The sequence below is a fragment of the Pseudoalteromonas sp. PSi26 genome (assembly GCF_054960575.1).
Map to the genome: position 1 here is coordinate 16,346 of NZ_JBHNYT010000019.1, position 19,480 is coordinate 35,825.

Sequence of the window (19,480 nt, forward strand, 5' to 3'; positions counted from 1 at the left end):
GAAAAGAATCATAAAGAGGTATAAAATTAACAGTGGGGATATGGTAATACTGCTTGGCTTTTATCCATAAAATCTTTAAGTTCCCTTTCGCCATCCACAACTAAAATAAAGCAATACTTTAGTCGTGGCGAGATAGTATATAAATCAACTGTGATAAGCAAAAAAATAATGATAAACCACTAAAAAAGCAGGCTATACAACCGAACTTTAAGCTTAAATTCAGTAACCTTAACTGTTTAGGCAATATTAACCATTAATTATCAGCCGAGTTCTCTACTAACTCCGACTTATCAATATCAAATGGTAATACTTTAAGTGTAAGGCCGTTATCAAAAATAAAATCAGGCAAGGGCTTTAAAAATTGAGGTGTCATAGGGTAGATCAGCCAAATCACTGCGGGTTCTAATTCATCCTTTTGGTAAGTTTGGTTATAGGCCAACATCTGGTATATGTCGCCCTCACTTATTCCATACTTGTATTTAGGTAAGTTTTCGTCAATCACCTTCCACTTTGTATCACCAATAACTAATTTACTTCCAGCTTGAATATGTAAGTCAGGTCTTAATTGGAAAAGCTTGCCATTATTGGTGCGTTTTTTATTGTCGCTAGGCTCATGGCTGATTAAATATTTACTACGAGTTTGTGTTTTAATTACATATTTTTGGAATTGTTTCTTCAAACAAATTGGTACGTAATCCTCAAATACTCGTTCCATAGGAAATAATATAGACAGCATACTTTTTGAACCATTTACCGATGTAGGGCTTTGATCTTTAAAAATCATCTCTATCCACGGCCTAATCGCTTCATAGTGAGATAAATGTCTGCCCCGTTGCCAAGCATTGAGATCCTGCCATATAGCTTTTGAGCTTGTTACTTCTTCAAAATGAAATAGTAACTCCCTGCAAAAATGTTGCGTTTTTGCTGTCACGCGCTTGAGCGACCAGAGCAAAGCACATTTAATTAATCGGTTTTCAGGGCGATTAGTTGTCAGCTCATCAAAGGCTATAAAGTGATGGTGTTTATTAACTAAGTTATGTCTGATTTGCTGACTAACCAATATTCTGCCTTTAATAAAAGGCTCATTACTTTCATGCGTTTCATACTGTCTTGCCATACCACGCTTAATTAATAAGCTTACCTCTTGCAAAAACAATTGTATGAATACATCAAGTAACGGCATTTTAGCCATATCTAACGATGCATTCTCGGCAACCTTACCTGGTAAATAACGCGTTGCCTTTAACATTTTTATGAGATTAGAGCGATTACTATCAATACCACTTTCATCACTCACACTATTTACGCTTTTTCGATGTGTTTTAGGCAATATTTCAATTTGGTCGCCGCAAGGTAAGCAAATTACACCAACGTAGTTTTGGCAAACTAATACCTCTTGTCGCTTTTCAAATCCATATCTAAATAACTTATCATGGTCTGCCTCACTGCAAGTTAACAGCTGTTTGAGCGCTTCAAATTGAGAGTGTTCTAGGTTTAAATGATCATCCTCATATTTAGTAATATTACCTTTGTACAAGCGAGAAAACTCATAAACAGACCATGTACTCATAAACCTTCCTTAGCTCTGTTTCATTTCATCAAAATTTTCATCATTTATGTTTTGATAAACAGCTGTATAATTTTCAATCTTGTCAAAGGCTTTACGGTCTACAAAGTAAGACTTCGCTGCATACTCATCAGAGCCACCAAGCCAAGTTGTATGAGCATCTTTGAGCTCTGAAACAAATCCGTTGCCGTTAAATACTTGCTTAATTTTATCCCAATCTTCAAAAAAGTATTCTTCCAATAGCGGCATAATATTAGTGATAAATACTTTTTTAAGATCTACCAAATTATTTACTTTCATTAGTAAGGCATGGCCGATAATGTGCTCTCTATCTAATAAAAGATCTATCCGTTTGTTAATCGTGAATAAAAGCTTCCTTAAGTTAATACCATCTACATTTTCTTTTAATAATGAGTAGTCAGTTCTAAGCTCTTCAAACTCAAAACGGCGTCTTAACGCTATATCTATATGCGTCAAAGAACGGTCAGCCGTGTTCATTGTGCCAATAATATCGAGGTTGCTAGGTACCGAAAAAGGTAAGTTTGAGTATGGCAAAGTAACGGTAAGTGAATGCTCTTCACCAGCCCGTTTATCTATTTCAATAAGGCTTATCAACTCACCAAATATCTTACTAATATTGCCTCGGTTAATTTCATCAATCACTAGTGCATATTGATGATTAGGGTCAGTTTCAGCACGCTTGCACAGGCGTTTTAAAATACCAGGCTTTACAATGTAACTTATATCACCATCATCGTTAGTAACTGGCCTTAAACCCTCAATAAACTCTTCATATCCATAAGATTGATGAAAAGTCACAAACTCAAAACGCTTTATTTCTTTTTCGACAGGGGGACCTGCCTTAAGCTCATTTAGTTGCTCTTTATAACTAGCGATTAGTTCATGTTCTTTATCAACAATAGTCCACTTACTATCTTTATCTTTGTTAAAAATTAGTGGTTCAATGCGCTTGGCGTACTTAACAGTTTCTGAGTCTTGAATGGTATGAGTTTGCAAAGCAGCCCAAGCTGTCTGCCTTATGTTGGCAGTTCTACCATTGAGCGCTAACTTCTTTGTAAAATACTCATGGTTCACAATATCTGTGACAGATAAATAGTGCTCTGAATCCAACAAAATAAGTGTAATAATTTCAAACCAACTTAACTCACCCAACTTATTGTTAAGCCAAACTACAGGCTCTTCAGAAGTTCCTGTTTCTGTGTACTGTTCTTTTAACAGCTTTTGCAGGGTAAAAGTTTTGCCAGTACCAGGTGGACCGTAGTAAATAAGGTTTTTTGATTTTTTTTCTGATTTATTTAGTTCTGAGGCCATTGAAGGATCCGTTTCATCTTCGTCTATATATAAGTTTTCATCGTTACTTTCTTTTTTTAGCTTTTCAAACAGCCACCAAATGAATGTATTAAAAACAAGCTCATTTTCAGGTTTATCTACCTTACTTTTAATTTTTTCGGTAACAACCTGATTTAATTCTGCCCAATTCCAACTAACATTAATTCCTAAATCAAAAGCATCATTTAAGTATTTCGTAAAAGCTCTTAAACCATCAACATTTAAAATCGTATTGTATTTTTTAGGATCTGCGGCAGCAAAAACCCTGTGGATCACACCACGCTTAACAGTGTTAAACTTTCCTTCCTTCTTAGCTTCACCAGCCCATTTATATATTTTTTCTAAAGTGTTTGGAGTAGGGTCTTTGAATATCAAAGCCGTAATTTCAGGCAAGTCGTCTAAAAGGTTTTTGTATTCATCATTGCTCAGAATCCCAGGCTTAGCGCTAGCAATTCCATTGGATTCAGACTTCCATAGTTTTTCTATAAATTCAGCTTCATAATTGAAGGCTGTATTACCTATGTTTTGCTTCACTTCTGCGCTAAAACGCTCATAAGCAGCAATCCAACCTTTATTAGGCTTTTTGAGATAATCGTTATATAAATCATTTATGGACTTGTGCTCAATAACGTCTGTAATACCGTAATCAAACTTAGAATTAACAAAGCGAATGACTTTTTCAGTACTATCAATGCTCCATTGGTTACTCACAAAAATTCGAGTGCCATCACCTAGAGTTAAAGCCTCTGTATCAGACTCAAAAAATCGCTTTCTTTTATCTTTACCATGCTTTTTCTTCTCTTCTAATTCTTTTGGGGTTATGTATAGAGGCTTGCTTTTACTTCTATTTTTTTCGATTGCTAGGAAGTCTTGTTTCAGTTGCTCATAAGTTGGTTTTTTATCTGCAACATACTTTTTCATTACCGCTAAAATAAGCGGTGCTTTACCTAACTGTTCTCCATTGAAGTTATATTTATTATAGGTTGGCATACAATTCCTTTTTAAATGATATTAAGTATTTAGAGGTTTTAATTATTTTCAGATAACTCATTCGCAGAGCAAACAGACCGATGGCCTTTATATATCAGCCTTTTCTTTGGTTCTAATCTGCCATCTGCAGTCCATTGCTTCGATTCTTCCTGTACTAGCGTTAAAACTACACCTGCCTTTTCATCATCTAACCCGATTTCTACAGTTTTATTGGGCTCGCTCCATAAGGAGATCACGTTACTTTTAGAAAACTCACCACCATTTGTAGAGCGTTCAACTATCCCATAAGGTGAAATAGTAAGGACACTACTTCCCGGCTCATCGACTAAAGTGTGCGAGTAATGCCCTGGCCAGCGACTTTTAAGTTGAGGTCCATCTAAAAGAAGAGCAACAACTAGATGAGGGGCTAATGATCTCAGTACACCTGAGATCGGCTCTTGCCTCGCAAGGTCTTCACATATTAATGGGCATATATGAGTTGAGCTTTTTTCAAATGAAAGTAATTTTCTAGATCCAATTAAACAGTCTTCCCACCACTTTACTTTTTTACCTTCAAAAACCTTCTGTAAGCCATAATTACTTACTTGTTGCTGATCAATAGCCCAGCGATGGTGCTTTTGTTGAGTCTCCGCAACAAAGCAACTCGTGTTTTCATCCCAAACTAATACCGATAAGCTATTCTCACCGTATGTACCGCCTGTTCCTTTTGTAAAAACGCCAAATATAAAAGTCGGAACTTTAAAATCCTTGCTTTTAAAGTACCTACCTAATTCTGAAATAATAGTTTGCTTATTTACACTATCAATTGAACACTCTGGAATTACAACAAGATCTAAAGGGCTATCAGAACTCTCAACTGCATATATAATTTTTTTTGCTGTAATTACTTCTAAGTTAGAATATGAGAAGAACCCAAATTCATCATCCATTTGTAATAGTGGTTTTACAGCTGTATTGAAGAAATTATCTTCTACTTTTAATGGCCAAGGCAAAAGTAAAATATTAAAGTCTTTTTGCTCATTGCTGTATTCGAATTTTTGGGGTAGTGAGTTTATCTCTACACCTGCTTTTACATAAGCTAAATCGTGGCTCAAACTATTTAAGGATATACCTGATTGTGGTGTGTGGGTTTTATAATGGACACTTCCGTAACTGGAATTACAATTTGAAAAGCTCAATATCGCTGAACTTTCTGAACGTGCTAGCTTTTTAACCTGGGCTGCAATGTATGCGGGAGCGCCCTCTGAAAATAAAGTATTTTTGATTTCAAAAGCACAACTATCGCTTGCATTAAATAACTCTATTAACTGACTAAAATAAGTTCGGTTTTGGAGTAAATCACTAACTTGTTGACTTGCGTTAGAACTCTTAAATAAATTGTACAAAAGCTCATAAAATCGGTGGGTAACTTTAATTACTTTTTCATTTTCATTAGATAATATAGATTCGATCCACGTTCGCGCATGCCTTCCTGTTGAGCCTTTATAGGGGAGTTCACAATAGTTTTTTAAAGATACTACGTTTTGATACACATCAAAAGTATCAAGCATTCTAGCAATGATGTGAAATGTATTCATAGGCCAAATGATATAAGATAGGAAAGTATCTTCTTCTAACGAAATAGCAATAAGACCTTCTTTACTATTATTATTTGGCACTTTAACAAATTCAGTAGCACGTCCCTCTGCATCATCACCTAATATTGTATTTCTTAAAAAAGTAGCTAATTGCATATTATAAAGCCTGTTCGACTATAGCATCGGTTAGATGGAGTTTAGTGGTTTGTGCGTCGGTTAAACGGGCTTTGAGTTGGTCGCAGAGTGCCATTAATTCATCGACTTTAGCGACAATACGGTACTGTTCTTCTAGTGGTGGTATAATAAAATAATGTTTAGAAAAGTCGTCAAATCGTAAACTCTCAACTGTCGTTCCCATTTTTGTTAAGTTTTTTAGTATATATGCTTCAAAGCCTTTCATCATCAACAAGATATAATCAACAATTGACTTATCAATCAAACTTAAAACCTTTAAATCTTGATTAACAGTACATACAGATTTAGTTATCGCTACAGGGAACTTTCTTCTTAATATTCCACTTCTAGCAACAAACAATAGCGACTCCGGATCTATTTCAGCTAACCCATCAGTGATTGCGAGTCTAGTAACATGATCTTCGCTATCAAAAATTTTCTCAACTTTCATATCTTTTGGCGTAACCCAAGGTATATCGCCATTCCAATACTGTGAATTCGCTTTACTAGGTGTTTTACCTCCAGTGAACAAACCAATATGTGACAATGTTACCCACTCCCACCCATTTGGTAATTCAAACGGTTTTTCTTCGTTGGTGATTTCAGGCAGTGGTTTTTGCTTTTTGATTTTTTTGTCTTTAATCAGTTGGGCTTTTTCTGCTGCTATGCGCTCTAGGAGTTTGGCTGCGGGTTCGTCGTTTGGGTTTTGTGGGACGAGTTTGCCCATTACTGCTAACTGTAAAATGGTTTGCTTAAGCGTGTCGATGCTGGCTGTGGTGGTGAATAGCGTGTCGAAGTGCTCGCTTAAACGTTGCCAGTTTTGTTGGAACTGTTCAGCTGTTTGTTCCGGTGTAGCTCCTTCCTCAGGTGCTTTCAGCAAGGCCTCTAACAGCACTTCAACTAATGTTTGATGTGCCGCAATACTGTTTTCAGTTTGCGCCTCAAGCGCATCACACAAGCTCATTAGTTCATCAACTTTAGCAACGATACGTTGCTGTTCTTTTACTGGTGGGATGCTGAGAGGAAATTGAATCAGCTGAGTCTGATTTATAAAAGGCTGATCAGAACCCTGCAAACTTTCTTTCAATTTATTTATGAATAATGGTGAATGTAAATAAAAATAGAAATATTTTTTGTAAATTAAATCGTTATAGAAATTGAACTTACCCACTCGTTGATATAAAACTGCGGGTAGATCTTCTCTACCCAAAATACAAGCTTTCATTAGGTTATTTAATAGCGGTCGATTTAAAGCTATTAAAATATCCCCAACTTTTAACTTTAATTCTGGGTACTCATCTAAATAAGAAATAGGTAAATAATTCTCTATTTCCCATTTTGTATATCCTAAGCTGACATTAGCAATCTGAAATAACCTTGCCCCGGTCTCTTTATACTCTGACTTTTTAAAACCTTTGCCTGATATTAATGAAGCTATCTCGGCGACTCTACACCACGCCCACCCTTTCGGCAATTCAAACGGCTTTTCATCCTCACTAATTTCTGGCAGTGCTTTTGGCTTTTTGATTTTTTTATCTTTTACCAATTGTGCTTTTTCAGCGGCTATTCGCTCAAGCAATACTGAAGCGGGTTCGTCATTTGGATCTTGAGGCACTAATTTGCCACGCACTGCGAGCTCTAAAATAAGTTCGCGGAGTTTTTTAATGCCATGAAGTGAAAACTTTTTAGATGAGCCGCGCCCTGAGGACGATTTTTGCTCTATGGCCGTCGTCCAAATATCAAGGTGTTCTGTTATTAATTGCTCTGCGCTTGTGTTTGATGTTTTTGACTCAGCCATTACTTGCCCTCAGTATCTTTAGCAAGCGCAGCTGACAATATGCCTTTAAGCTGGTCGCGCAGTGCTTGTATGTCTGCTTGCTGCTTTGAGTAGTCGGCTAGTAACTCTTCTGGGTCGTGGCTTATTACCTCGCCTACATGCGGGTTTTTAATGTCGAGGTTGTAATTACGGGCAATAATATCGTCGATTGATACTTTCCACGCCTGCTCGGTCTCTGTTCGGCTTGCAAAGCCGTCTGCCTCATTACCCCACCATTCGAGCTCCGCTTTAAACTCTTCAAACTTCATAGGTTTAGTTTTGTTGTAATTTTTAACCCCAGCTGGGTATGGGTGCTCGTAAAACCACACGTCTTTCGTTGGTGTACCTTTGGTAAAAAACAGAATATTGGTTTTAATACTGGTGTACGGGTTAAACACGCCATTGGGTAAGCGTATTATGGTATGTAAGTTACATTCCTCCACCAATAGCTTTTTAATTTTGGTTTTTACGCCTTCACCAAACAAGGTGCCGTCTGGCAATACTACTGCGGCGCGGCCTTTAGTGTTGAGCACTTCTATAATGAGCTGTAAGAACAAGTCGGCGGTTTCGCGAGTTTGCATGTCGCTTGGGAAGTTTTTCTCTATGCCGTCTTCTTCGGTGCCGCCAAACGGAGGGTTGGTGATGATTACATCTACTTGGTCATCCCAGCTTGAAAGCGGTTTATTTAGTGTATTGCCGTGTTTAACTTGTACCGGTACCTCTATGCCGTGAAGCATCATGTTAGTAGTACACAGTAAGTGCGGGAGTTGTTTTTTCTCTACGCCGTGTATTTGCTTTTGAAGTATTTGGTGGTCGTCGCCGGATTGAACATAGTTTGCTTTTACATGATCGAACGCACACGCTAAAAAGCCACCAGTACCACAGGCAGGGTCCATGATTGACTCGTCTAGTTTTGGGTCGGTTACTGCCACTATAAATTTAGTGATGGCGCGCGGGGTATAAAATTCGCCGGCGTTACCTGCGCTTTGTAAATCTTTTAGTATTTGCTCGTATAAGTCGCCAAATAAGTGGCGCTCTTTTGAGTCGGTAAAGTCTATTTCGTTTAGCTTATTAATAACCTGGCGCAGTAGCGTGCCGTTTTTCATGTAATTAAAGGCATCGCTAAAGGCTTGGGTGACTACATAACCACGTGGGTTTTTATCTATGGGTGCGGTTAGGTTTTTAAGCTCTGGGAATAGCTTATCGTTTACAAACTCTAAAAGCTCATCGCCCGTTATGCCTTCGTTATCGGCTGCCCAATTGCGCCATAAAAATTGCTCTGGGATTGGCTCGCGGTAGTCATCTAATTCAAGCTCTAGTTCTTCTTCTTGCGCGTCGAATACTTTTAAAAATAGTAACCACGACATTTGACCAAGGCGTTGTGCGTCGCCATCCACACCGGCGTCTTTACGCATAATATCTTGAATTGATTTAATAGCTGAACTGATAGACATAGTATTCTCTTGTTTGATTATTTTTATAAACAGCGGCTAAAGGCAAATATGAAAGCTGTTTAATTTAAATGGTTCAATGCTTTGCTGTGGCTAATACATAGCGACAAAAAACATAAATTTAGGCTGTTTTAGGCGCTGGCATTTGGTAAATTTCGGCTTCCAGCTCTTTAAGGGCTTCCTCGTATTGTGGTTTGCCACCAAAGCCTTTTTTTACTATTTCACTTAGGCTGCCAATTTCGTTAAACGGCGCTACTTTAAGTGCTTGCATAGATTCGATTTCTTGCACGCCTACATCGGCGTATTTTAACAGAAGGTTCTCGAGAACAGTTTGTGCGGTACCCGAATATTTAGTGAAATAGTTACGCTTTTGTACGTTATCTGCGCGCTCTTTTCGGGTAAGGGGTGGTTGGTCGTAAACTACATGGCAGATCATATCAAATGGGTCCATGTCTTTGCCGACTTCTTCCTCAAGCGCTGACCAAATAATGCCTTCTTCGGCAAGTTCATCTATTACGGCTTGCTTACGATCTGACTCGTTCCAACGTTTTACAAAGTCATCCAATGAACTGTACTGCTTGCTCATGGTTTTACGGGTGTAATCTATAAATGACTCGGTAACCAGTTTACCGTCGGTATCGTAATACTGTACTCGCTCTGCCACTTTATTAACGGTAACACCCGATACTCGGTACTTAACCATTTTATTGGTTTCATCGTCCCATTCTCCATCAAGCGTGCCATCGCCTTTAGGGTCGTTAATGGTGTCGTTGTTGGCATCGGTTGTATCGTCAGTGACTTGGTCGCTAAATATGTTGTCTGGTGTCTCTGCGCTGGTTGTATCATCTTGTGATTCAATATCAACGTCTTCGTTTTCAATGTCGGTTGGCGTTACTTTAATTACTTTTTCTGGTGTGCCATCAAAACGTTCATCGGCAAACAACTCGGTGGCTTTTTTAAAGTCGAGTATGGTAAACCACAGCTTGCCGTAGCGGTCATCAATACGGGTACCACGACCAATAATTTGTTTAAACTTGGTCATTGATTGGATGTTTTGATCAAGCACTACTAGCTTACAGGTTTTAGCGTCTACCCCTGTGGTCATAAGCTCTGAGGTGGTAGCAATTACTGGGTAAGGGCGTTTAGGATTTATAAAATTGTCGAGCTGGCCTTTACCTAATTCATCGTCGCCAGTGATCTTCATCACGTATTTATCGTTTTTTGCCATTTGCTCTGGATTTAAGTTGGCAAGAGCGCGGCGCATACGCTCGGCGTGATCTATGTCGTTACAAAACACAATGGTTTTAGCCATAGGGTCGGTACGTTTTAAATAGTTGGTAATGGTTTCGGCCACTAGTTGTGTACGCTCGTCAATCACCATTGTGCGGTCAAAGTCTTTTTGGTTGTATATGCGGTCTTGTATTACTTCGCCGTTGTTATCAACCTGCCCTTTTGTTGGTCGCCAGCCTTGTAGGTCTACATCAAGGTCAACACGTACCACTTTATATGGCGCTAAAAAGCCATCTTCTATGCCCTCTTTAAGGGAATAGGTATAAGCAGGGTCGCCAAAGTAATCGGTGTTTGATACTTCTTCGGTTTCTTTTGGTGTTGCGGTTAAACCAACTTGAGCAGCCCCTTTAAAATAGGTGAGAATTTCGCGCCATGCGCTATCTTCACTTGCGCTACCACGGTGGCACTCGTCGATAATAATGAGGTCAAAAAAGTCTGGGTCTACTTGCTTAAAGGCTTTTTGAGATTCTTCTGGCCCCGTTAGTGCTTGGTATAGTGCTAGGTGTATTTCGTAAGCGGGGTCGATTGTTCTGCCGGTAATTTTGGTCATTGACGTACCAAACGGCTGAAAGTCATTAATACGTGTTTGATCAACTAATATATTGCGGTCGGCTAAAAATAAGATGCGTTTTTTAGCGCGTGACTTCCATAAGCGCCATATGATTTGAAACGCGGTATAAGTTTTACCTGTTCCTGTTGCCATAACTAGTAATACACGGTCTTTACCTGACGATATAGCCTCTACTGTTTTATTAATGGCTTGGAGCTGATAGTAACGCGGGTGTTTACCGCTGCCATCATCGTAATAGGTTTGGTTGATTATAGGAAGTTGCGATTCTGTATAGCCCTTGTAGGCACAATATTTAGCCCAAAGCTCTTGCGGTGATGGGAAGTCTTCTAAGCGTATTTCGGTTTCAAGGTTATGCGCATCTGGCGTGCCTAGCTTGGTTTTATCATGGAAAATAAAGCCATCGCCATTGGAGGCAAATATAAACGGCACATCAAGCAGCCTGGCGTAATCTAAGCCTTGTTGTAGGCCTTTGCCTACCTCATGCTTATTGGCTTTGGCCTCAATGACAGCAAGCGGCATACTGGGTTTATGGTAAAGGACTATGTCAGCCGATTTAACCGTTTTACGTACACCAAGTTGCCCACGGACGATTACTTTACCGTCACGTAATTTAACTTCTTGGCGTATTTGGGTTATATCATCCCAGCCTGCGGTTTTAACTGCGGGTAGAATAAACTTACTGATTATATCGGTTTCGCTGAGCTTTCTTTTATCCATAACTTAAACCATCCCTAAATACTACGCTATGAGCCAACAAGGCTTTGCGTACAACTCGTTGATTCAACGTGTTTCATGCTGTTTAGTGATGCTATATAAAATATAATGAATTAGCAAAAATAAAAGGTATTAAAAGTTAGCAAGCTGAGTTAATAAAAGTATTAAGCTAATTATTGCTATAACCAAGCTGAAATAGTAACTCATTGCTATATTGGTTCAGAAGGTTAAAAGCTTTTTCTTGCTTAACGTTCATCTGTCCGCCAAAAATTTTATACTTAAGTGAGCTATGTTTTTTAAACATCCTCAAGTTATCTTCAAGCAACTTACCAAAGTGATTGGCATACTCGGTAATGTGGTAATGATGCTGCTGGACGGTTTTAAGGTGTGCCGTTGCTTCAGATTCAAGGGATGTTAACTTTTCTATCTCTGCCAACAGTTCAACTTTTTTCATCTTTATTTTTTCGACTTTTTTATATGAACCTGTTACTGCAAAGTACATTGCCGGAGCTGCTATTATGCCACCTAAAACCATAAACCCTCCAGCCATACCAGCTCCACCTGCAGCGATAGAACCACCACCAAACCAAGCTAGTGTTGCGTTTGTTGCAGCTATACCAGAGAGTGAGGTAATAGCAGTACCTGTAGATGCACTACCTATAATGGTAACGACGCCCCAAGCACCAATAGCTGAAGTACCACCCACTAAACCACCAAACCCTGCTTTGAGTGAAGTTTTGAAACCATCGGAGAACTGCTTTAACTGAATTAAAGTTACTTTTTGATCAACTGACTTTCTGTCACTTGTAACATTAGATTTAGTTTGTAAAACCTTTCCAACTTTTTTTAAAAGCTTATTTGTTTTCTCTAATGTAAAACCGATAGAATTTAAGGCTTTATTCGTCTCATCATTAATCAGTTTTAAATTTTCAAATACTGGCTTATACAGGGTGTTGTGTAAGTCTTCGTAATGTTTATTTTGAAGTGCTAAGTGATAAGTACCACCTAATGAAAAACAACCAATTAAATATTTACCTGTAGATTTTAATATTTGCCTCTTATTGCTTCCTTGTGCAAAAAACACTCCCTCAAACTCATTCTCTAAGTACTCAAAAGACTCGTCGGAAATTTCAGTAAGTGTTTTATTACTATAATTTACTATGGCTTTATAAGCGGTAATGCTATTTTTTGATTGCTTTAAATGAGCAAGGTACTGCTCTTTGACTTCACTGTAATACATTAATTTACTTCCTTGTTAACCAATACCCAACTTTTGAAAATATAAATAAGAGAAGTCGGACAATTATTTTTAAGTTATAAGGTTACAGGATTTCTCTTATCAATATCACCAAGAATTCGCATAGAAATACACTTAAGTATTAGAGTCACACTTTTTCTAAATCATAAAACTAAAAAAGCGCCCTAGAATTGGGCGCTTTGCATTTCGGACAAATAAACAGGGTTATACAAATTTAAATAACAAATATTGCAGCATAGTTTTCATGCTACGCTTATTGCTTTGGCAATATTGCTCATAGTTAATTATGCCAATAGCAATCTTGGTACAGAATAAGGTCAGCGAAATAAACCAGGCAAAATTTTGAGTTGATTGATATTGAAAAAGCAGTAACGCTGAGCCACTAAAAGCAATAGTCGAATAGGCAATTTCTATTCGGTGTTGTCTAAAAGCTTTTAAAATTTTGAGCATTAAAAATCGTCATCAAAAGCATCAAAGCAGCCAACATCGTTTAAATCCGCTATCGAATCTTCAATCTCATAAACAGTCATTACTCTATTAGATTGGCCCACCACATTGCCGCCAACATCAACGATATTAGCGCTCGCATTTGTGATAGGTAGTCCTGTTGTTGGATTAATAGCAATATCACTAGCGTCGTTTTTCATTTTTTAAACCTCAATAATCATTAACTTATGCTTTAAACTTTAATGATTTCGTGATAAAAAAACAAACTTGTTTGACTGCGCAGCTCAGCAACAAACAGTTTGGATAAGTGGTTCCCCCTCCACTTACTTCACCTAATTTTTACTAAGCAAAAAAACCTTATTCTTTTCTAAAAAATTCATTAATAAGTTTATTTTGAAGGCGGTTTTGTCTGAAAGACAGGTTTTAAGCTCGCATTTTTCGGCACGAAAAACTGCAAAAAAAGCGTCTCAGAATGAGGCCAATAGCTCGCGTAATACGTTGGAGGCGAAGCCGGAAATGTATGGAGTCGCGCGAATGTACAGCTGGTCTGTACCAACCGCGATAGTGTTTCGCATCAGCGAAATTCGATTAAAATTTGGCACAAATTGATATCGAACCATCTATTTTCGTAGAAAATAAAAGCGAAGAAAAATGCGGATAATGGGGCACCCATCGCATTGTCTGTAGCGGCAGTATGGCGGTTGGTACAGGGCGGAGCACGGTACATTCGCGCGGGGTCTACAACGCTAGCGCGATAGCGCGTTGAGTCAGCTTGTTGCGGAGCAACATCAGAGCTGGCGTGCGTTTTAGGCCTATGGTTGAGTAGCGAAGCGACGAGGCCATCCGCTGAAAGCGGCCTCTCTTTAGTGTTTTCATCCCTCGTTTCATTAAAAGAGCAAACGTACAACGTCTTGCAATGAATACCGTAATATTTTTGCCTAATTGAAATAAAGAATAACCTATAAAGTAAGGCCTCCTCTTAAAGAGGAGGCCTTACTTTATAGGTTTAATTCACACAAATTTTCTACGTTTAAAAAACACGCTTATTAAAAATAAAAAATAAATTGGATAATTTTACATAAAACGCAATTAGTTCGTTTTCCGACATCCTATTTAGAAATTCCGAAATATCGCAATTCTATAGGAGTTTATAAATATGAATGACCAAAAACATACCCAACAATTTTCACCAAACAGTGAATCAACAAACACACCTAATCCATTACATCAATTAAGAAAAGCCGATAGCGTACTTAGTATTGTTCAGGCCGATATTCCTAAACCATGCATTATTGTGCCTTCGATATTAACAGCCGGAGAGGCTACACTGCTTGCTGCCGGAGCTGGCTCTGGAAAAACCTATATCTCTCAGTATATCGCAGCGTGTGTTGCTGCTGGCACTACTAGTTTTGGTAATGAGCCGTGCGAAGCTAAAAAAGTTTTGTATATTGATGCTGAATTAGGTTTGCATCAGATACAAACACGTTTTGGGAATATTTTTAACGCGATAGGTGCTGGACCTGGTGACCAATTTTTTAGAGTAATCCATAAAAAAAGCTTTAAAGGGGGAATACCCGACCTCGCAACACCTGACGGTTTTGATACACTCGCCAGTGATATTGAATGGGCCGATGTAGTGATTTTCGATAACCTATCCGCACTGTATACATCCGCAGAAGAGCTCAATCAAAACGACTGGAACTACTACAACAAATGTATTGATGCATTACGAAACGAAGGAAAGGCTGTTTTGATACTGCACCATACAGATAAAACAGGCAAAAACTACCGAGGCCATACTGAAATTGCGCGTGCAGTTGATAATGTGCTCATTGCAGCAAAAGATTTAAAACTGAGTACTAATGCAGTGACTGTGGTTGATATAGCGCAGTCTAAATCACGCAACGGCGCCAGTAGTGAAAAGCTTATGAGTATCGCGTTTGGTGATGTATATAACGAAGGACGGTTTTTAATGGTTCGCGCCAAATAAGCGAGCAATTTTGCATGCTCGGGAGTTATATAAATTATGACTCCTGATTTAGTGAACCCGAATGCAAAACGATAACGACTATACTCATCAATACGCACGCTATTTTGACATTGATATGCGATATAACGTAGGTGCTAACAACTATCAAAAAGGTATAAACCGTACTGCTCTAACAGTCCTAATTGCGGTCAGGTTTTCTATTGTCGCGCCAGTGATTACTCGCTGGCTCTACAATATTAGTCAACCCCAAGCACTTGCCCATTTAAATAAGTTAGTAGATGAAAAGCTGTTAACGATGGTCCCTACACACAGAAGTCCTGATGGGCGGGTTTATATTCCAACTTACTCAGGAGCTAAATACGCACAAGAGCAAACCAGTATTGATACTTACTTTCGCTCAAAATCAAACCCCGCACTGCAGGTTAACTACAACCACATAATGCACGACCTGATGAATACATTTGTTGCCCTTCGCGGATTACATAACCATACCTCAGACGGCGTTTACAGGCCGCTATGGACAGGATTTTTATCTGAGCCAGAATTCAAACGATTATATAACCAAGGCAGTGCGCGAATTGTAGACGGTGTGGCCGTATTACCAGATAAAGCCGTCGTTGCCATCGAAATTGAAAACTCATTTAAAAATAAATCGACGCGTCAGACTATCCTGCTCAAATACCTCGACTCACTTAAAGCAGGCCACTACCAACAGGTATTTATATTTTCACAATCTACGCAAATATTTGAAGATATAAAAAGATTACACACCCAGTTACTGACAGAGCTCCCAGAGCGCATAAATAAGAGAACCCAACAACCATTCATGACTCACAAAGATGCTGCGTTATTACAATCTGCGATTGTGTATCGCACAAAATTTTGCGATGAAATTACCGCCCTATTCTATTCATAAGAAAGAGCATCAAAATGATGCTCTAGAAGTTAATGGCGATTAGACCACTGCGCAATAATATCCAATGTCAAATGGCTTGCATAACAAGCTAAAATCAATAGTACATACGAGTTAGCTGCCATATCTGTAATTAATGGTATATCACAGACCTTTTTGTAATGAAGCCAACACGATAACGCAAATGTGTAGCCGCTTATGGAGCACACATCTGAGAGTGTTCGAACTATCACCCCGAACTGCCATTTTATTGGTTTATTTTTCATAATATCTCTTATGTATATGACCTATTTTAATTAGGTATGCACAACTAAGAGGCATTGTTGATATTTCGCATAGAATATCAAAACGATAAAATTTGAATGTAAAAAAGGAGTGAATATTATTCACTCCTTTTTATTTTTAACCTGTCTACATTAGGTAACTAAGACCGCGCATTCGGGCCCTGCCGCCAAAACAATCGCTATATTGTTTTCTCCCTACATAACCCTGTACGTCATACAGAGTATGAATATTCATTTAAATGCAGTGAATCACCACAAAGGCTCTTCAGGTAGGTAAGCCTGTTTAGCGCCAGGCTCGGTGCAATTTTTTGGAGTAATGAACATGCAGTGTGTAACTTATTTTTGGTTCTATACATATAACTAGTAGCGTTGCAGGGAAATAAAAAAGCGAACCACGTGGTTCGCTAAAGGTTTTTAGGTATTTTCTAATATATCTAACCAATGGCACTCTGTAGCTGCAAAATACTCATTCGGTTTTAGCATAAATAGTTGCTCAAATTCTGCAGTAAACAACCCACAAAATTTTGTTATTTCTTCAATATGTATGAGTAAAAAAGCATACATCTCAATACCTTCCAAATACCTCTCCGAGAACTCAGGATTAGCAGCTAGTAACTGTTGAGAAATACTAATACCCAGCACACACCCCACGCTATCTCGGTGTAAATAAACGTAATTGGTGAAGCCCAGTTCAAGTTCTTGCTTATCAACAACATCAGCTAGTAGCAAAATTGTAGAGCTGTCATCCCACGGTGATCTACTAGCGCGTACATATTGGCGAATAAACGGCGATTTTTGGTCTTTCATGTTTTTTCCTAGTGATTTGTCCTAAAACTAACTAGGCATAAGTCAGGAGAAAAATTGAAAGGTAATAGATAAACGACGTAAATTTGCAAAACACCTCAAAAACATTAAGGTTAAGATATTGTTTCAAACATTGAGAATTTAAGATGAGTGATTTTATATGGTTATTACCGGCTGCTGTGTTGACGATAATTCTAATTAAGCTTGTTAAACAAGCTAAGAAAGTAGATTAAGTAAAAAACTTAACTTTTTTGATATAGCCGACGGTAGTTAAAGTGATCAAAAAGTCACTTTAAGGCCTTAAATCCGGCTTAATGTTCCCTAAAAGGCACTTTATTGTGAAAAGTGAAAAACACAAAAATGCGTTTTAATTTTTTACGCTTCTAATTTGATTTACACTCTATTGTATAAGGAACCTGAACAAAATTAGCCAGTATCTACTTTGCTTGGCATTAACACGTATCAAACGCTTTACTCGCAACAAAATAGACACTATAGTATCCATTAACCCTATTTAAAATCCACTTTAGATACACACATGTCTTTTTTGAGGTTCTATTATTAATTATTTATTATTAAGCGAAGGTGATGTGCAGCTAGCTTTTGCTGAGCATCTAAAAGAACGCCGCAAAAAAGCAAAGATGTCACGTGAGGCGTTAGCTAAAAAAAGTACGGTACCTGCTTCTACAATAAAAAAGTTTGAGGTTACAGGACTTATTTCATTCAGGCAGCTATTACTTTTGTGGCAATCTCTCGACGATTTGACTCGTTTATATGAATTAACAAAAGCGCCAACTCAAGGTAAGAATGCGCCAACGTCAATTGCTCAGGTATTAAACAATGGCCTTTAAACCCATAGAAAAGCTAGAAGTAAAACGTACACTGTCAGACTCAACAGAGTTAATGGTTGGTGTACTTGCTCAAAATAGACAAGGTGTTTACTTTCAATTCGATCAAGGCTATATAGACACATATGGTAATCTTTCGCCATTTTCACTCGCCTTCAATAGAGATGTTCAGTTAGCACCCAAAAGCCCACATAATGGATTGCATGGGGTCTTTTCTGATTGTTTACCTGATGGGTGGGGGCTATTACTACAGGACCGTGTATTCAGACAAAATAATATAATGCCTAACTTTGTTACAGCAATGGACCGCTTATCTTTTGTTGGCCATTCGGCTATGGGAGCATTATCGTTTACACCTGAAACTCATTATGATGGCACAAATGACGATGAAGCTGGTCTTGCTACATTAGGCCAACAAGCCCAAGCAATATTTGACGGACAAACAGAAGAAGTACTTTCTGCGTTAGTGGCTGCTGGTAGCTCCGGCGGTGCACGCCCAAAAGCCCAAATTTATTTTTCTGACAATAATATACAAGAATGTAGAACAAAACCTAAAACAGGTGATGATGCTTGGTTAATAAAATTCACATCCAAAAACCTCGCTTTAGGACATGAGGAAGGGTTATGTGAAGCTGTGTATTTGGATTTAGCTGAACAAGCGGGATTAAACCCTCCTCAGAGATTACTGGTACCCGCCCCAGAAGGGACCGGTGCAAAGCAATGGCTTGCCCTAAAACGATTCGATAGGTTTAAATTAATGGGTAATAAAATGGGCTGCAAACATATGCATAGTGCATGTGGCTTGCTTGATGCTGATTTTCGCACACCTACATTAGATTATGAAGATTTAATTAAAGCGAGCCGTGTTTTATGCAAATCACCTGCTGCAGGGCAATTACAATTTCGTCGGGCTATGTTTAATTTATTTAGCTGTAACCAAGACGACCACAGTAAAAACTGGGCTTTTTTACAAGAAGATTCTGGTGAGTGGGATTTAGCGCCTTTTTATGATGTCACTTTTAGTCCTCACCCTTTTAATGAGCATGCTACTTCGTTTGCTGGATTTGGAAAAAACCCGCCACTAAAAGCGATTCAAAAGCTAGCTTCTGCTGCTGGTTACGCAAATTGGAAGCAGGTACAAGTTATCATATCTGAAATAGCAGAGATTATTTTAAACTTTAAAAACACAGCAAAAGCGCTCGACGTAAATAAGCAAACGATTAGTTTAATAGAGCAACAGCTTGATAATACGTACGCCATAAATAAGCATTTAATAGGCAGTTAATTGTATTAAGCTAATAGTATTGATTTATTTATAACTCTAAAAAGGCAGCGGCAACTTTATTTCTAATTGACATTTCTAATGTCTATTTCAATGACCCTAGCAAACATGACTTCAAACTACGTTTAATTCATTTAGCTGATCAGATTGAGTT

The 19,480-nt window shown here is 38.3% G+C and carries 14 protein-coding genes; 4 read left to right on the plus strand and 10 right to left on the minus strand.

Annotated elements, in window-relative coordinates; translation table 11 throughout:
* Positions 1 to 253 precede the first annotated feature (253 nt).
* From ACFI34_RS16880 to ACFI34_RS16915, 8 genes are all read right to left on the minus strand, one after another.
* A complete protein-coding gene (locus ACFI34_RS16880; RefSeq protein ID WP_462674325.1) occupies positions 254 to 1,570 on the minus strand; it encodes an McrC family protein in 1,317 nt (438 codons plus the stop codon).
* 9 nt (positions 1,571 to 1,579) lie between these two features.
* Positions 1,580 to 3,907, minus strand: coding sequence for an McrB family protein (locus tag ACFI34_RS16885; RefSeq protein ID WP_462674326.1), 2,328 nt, complete (start codon positions 3,905 to 3,907; stop codon positions 1,580 to 1,582).
* Between the two features lie 38 nt (positions 3,908 to 3,945).
* The gene (locus tag ACFI34_RS16890) at positions 3,946 to 5,640 is read right to left on the minus strand and encodes a hypothetical protein (RefSeq protein WP_462674327.1); all 1,695 of its coding nucleotides are present in this window, start codon (positions 5,638 to 5,640) and stop codon (positions 3,946 to 3,948) included.
* Between the two features lies 1 nt (position 5,641).
* Positions 5,642 to 7,456, minus strand: a complete 1,815-nt coding sequence (locus ACFI34_RS16895; RefSeq protein WP_462674328.1) for a restriction endonuclease subunit S — start codon at positions 7,454 to 7,456, stop codon at positions 5,642 to 5,644.
* Complete coding sequence (locus ACFI34_RS16900) at positions 7,456 to 8,928, minus strand: N-6 DNA methylase (protein ID WP_462674329.1); 1,473 nt, start codon at positions 8,926 to 8,928, stop codon at positions 7,456 to 7,458. The genes ACFI34_RS16895 and ACFI34_RS16900 overlap by 1 nt, the downstream gene beginning before the upstream one ends.
* A 118-nt stretch (positions 8,929 to 9,046) precedes the next feature.
* Complete coding sequence (gene hsdR, locus ACFI34_RS16905) at positions 9,047 to 11,503, minus strand: EcoAI/FtnUII family type I restriction enzme subunit R (protein WP_462674330.1); 2,457 nt, start codon at positions 11,501 to 11,503, stop codon at positions 9,047 to 9,049.
* A gap of 166 nt (positions 11,504 to 11,669) precedes the next feature.
* Positions 11,670 to 12,584, minus strand: coding sequence for a hypothetical protein (locus ACFI34_RS16910; protein WP_462674331.1), 915 nt, complete (start codon positions 12,582 to 12,584; stop codon positions 11,670 to 11,672).
* 623 nt (positions 12,585 to 13,207) lie between these two features.
* Positions 13,208 to 13,405, minus strand: a complete 198-nt coding sequence (locus tag ACFI34_RS16915) for a hypothetical protein (protein ID WP_462674332.1) — start codon at positions 13,403 to 13,405, stop codon at positions 13,208 to 13,210.
* Between the two features lie 956 nt (positions 13,406 to 14,361).
* Between ACFI34_RS16915 and ACFI34_RS16920 the strand changes: the two genes are divergently transcribed.
* Both ACFI34_RS16920 and ACFI34_RS16925 read left to right on the plus strand, forming a co-directional pair.
* Positions 14,362 to 15,195 (plus strand): AAA family ATPase, encoded by an 834-nt coding sequence (locus ACFI34_RS16920; protein ID WP_462674333.1) that lies wholly within the window; start codon positions 14,362 to 14,364, stop codon positions 15,193 to 15,195.
* A gap of 61 nt (positions 15,196 to 15,256) precedes the next feature.
* Entirely contained in the window at positions 15,257 to 16,111 is an 855-nt protein-coding gene (locus tag ACFI34_RS16925; RefSeq protein WP_462674334.1) for a hypothetical protein, read from the plus strand.
* A 29-nt stretch (positions 16,112 to 16,140) separates the two neighbouring features.
* Here ACFI34_RS16925 and ACFI34_RS16930 read toward each other — a convergent pair whose 3' ends face one another.
* Both ACFI34_RS16930 and ACFI34_RS16935 read right to left on the minus strand, forming a co-directional pair.
* Complete coding sequence (locus ACFI34_RS16930) at positions 16,141 to 16,374, minus strand: hypothetical protein (RefSeq protein ID WP_462674335.1); 234 nt, start codon at positions 16,372 to 16,374, stop codon at positions 16,141 to 16,143.
* A 432-nt stretch (positions 16,375 to 16,806) separates the two neighbouring features.
* Positions 16,807 to 17,199, minus strand: a complete 393-nt coding sequence (locus tag ACFI34_RS16935; RefSeq protein ID WP_462674336.1) for a hypothetical protein — start codon at positions 17,197 to 17,199, stop codon at positions 16,807 to 16,809.
* Between the two features lie 557 nt (positions 17,200 to 17,756).
* Here ACFI34_RS16935 and ACFI34_RS16940 point away from each other — a divergent pair.
* Both ACFI34_RS16940 and ACFI34_RS16945 read left to right on the plus strand, forming a co-directional pair.
* Positions 17,757 to 18,047, plus strand: coding sequence for a helix-turn-helix domain-containing protein (locus tag ACFI34_RS16940; RefSeq protein WP_090493474.1), 291 nt, complete (start codon positions 17,757 to 17,759; stop codon positions 18,045 to 18,047).
* Positions 18,037 to 19,329 carry a type II toxin-antitoxin system HipA family toxin gene (locus ACFI34_RS16945; RefSeq protein WP_442449010.1) on the plus strand — a complete coding sequence of 431 codons (1,293 nt, stop codon included), beginning with the start codon at positions 18,037 to 18,039 and terminating at the stop codon, positions 19,327 to 19,329. Before ACFI34_RS16940 ends, ACFI34_RS16945 begins: the two co-directional genes overlap by 11 nt.
* Positions 19,330 to 19,480: the final 151 nt, after the last annotated feature.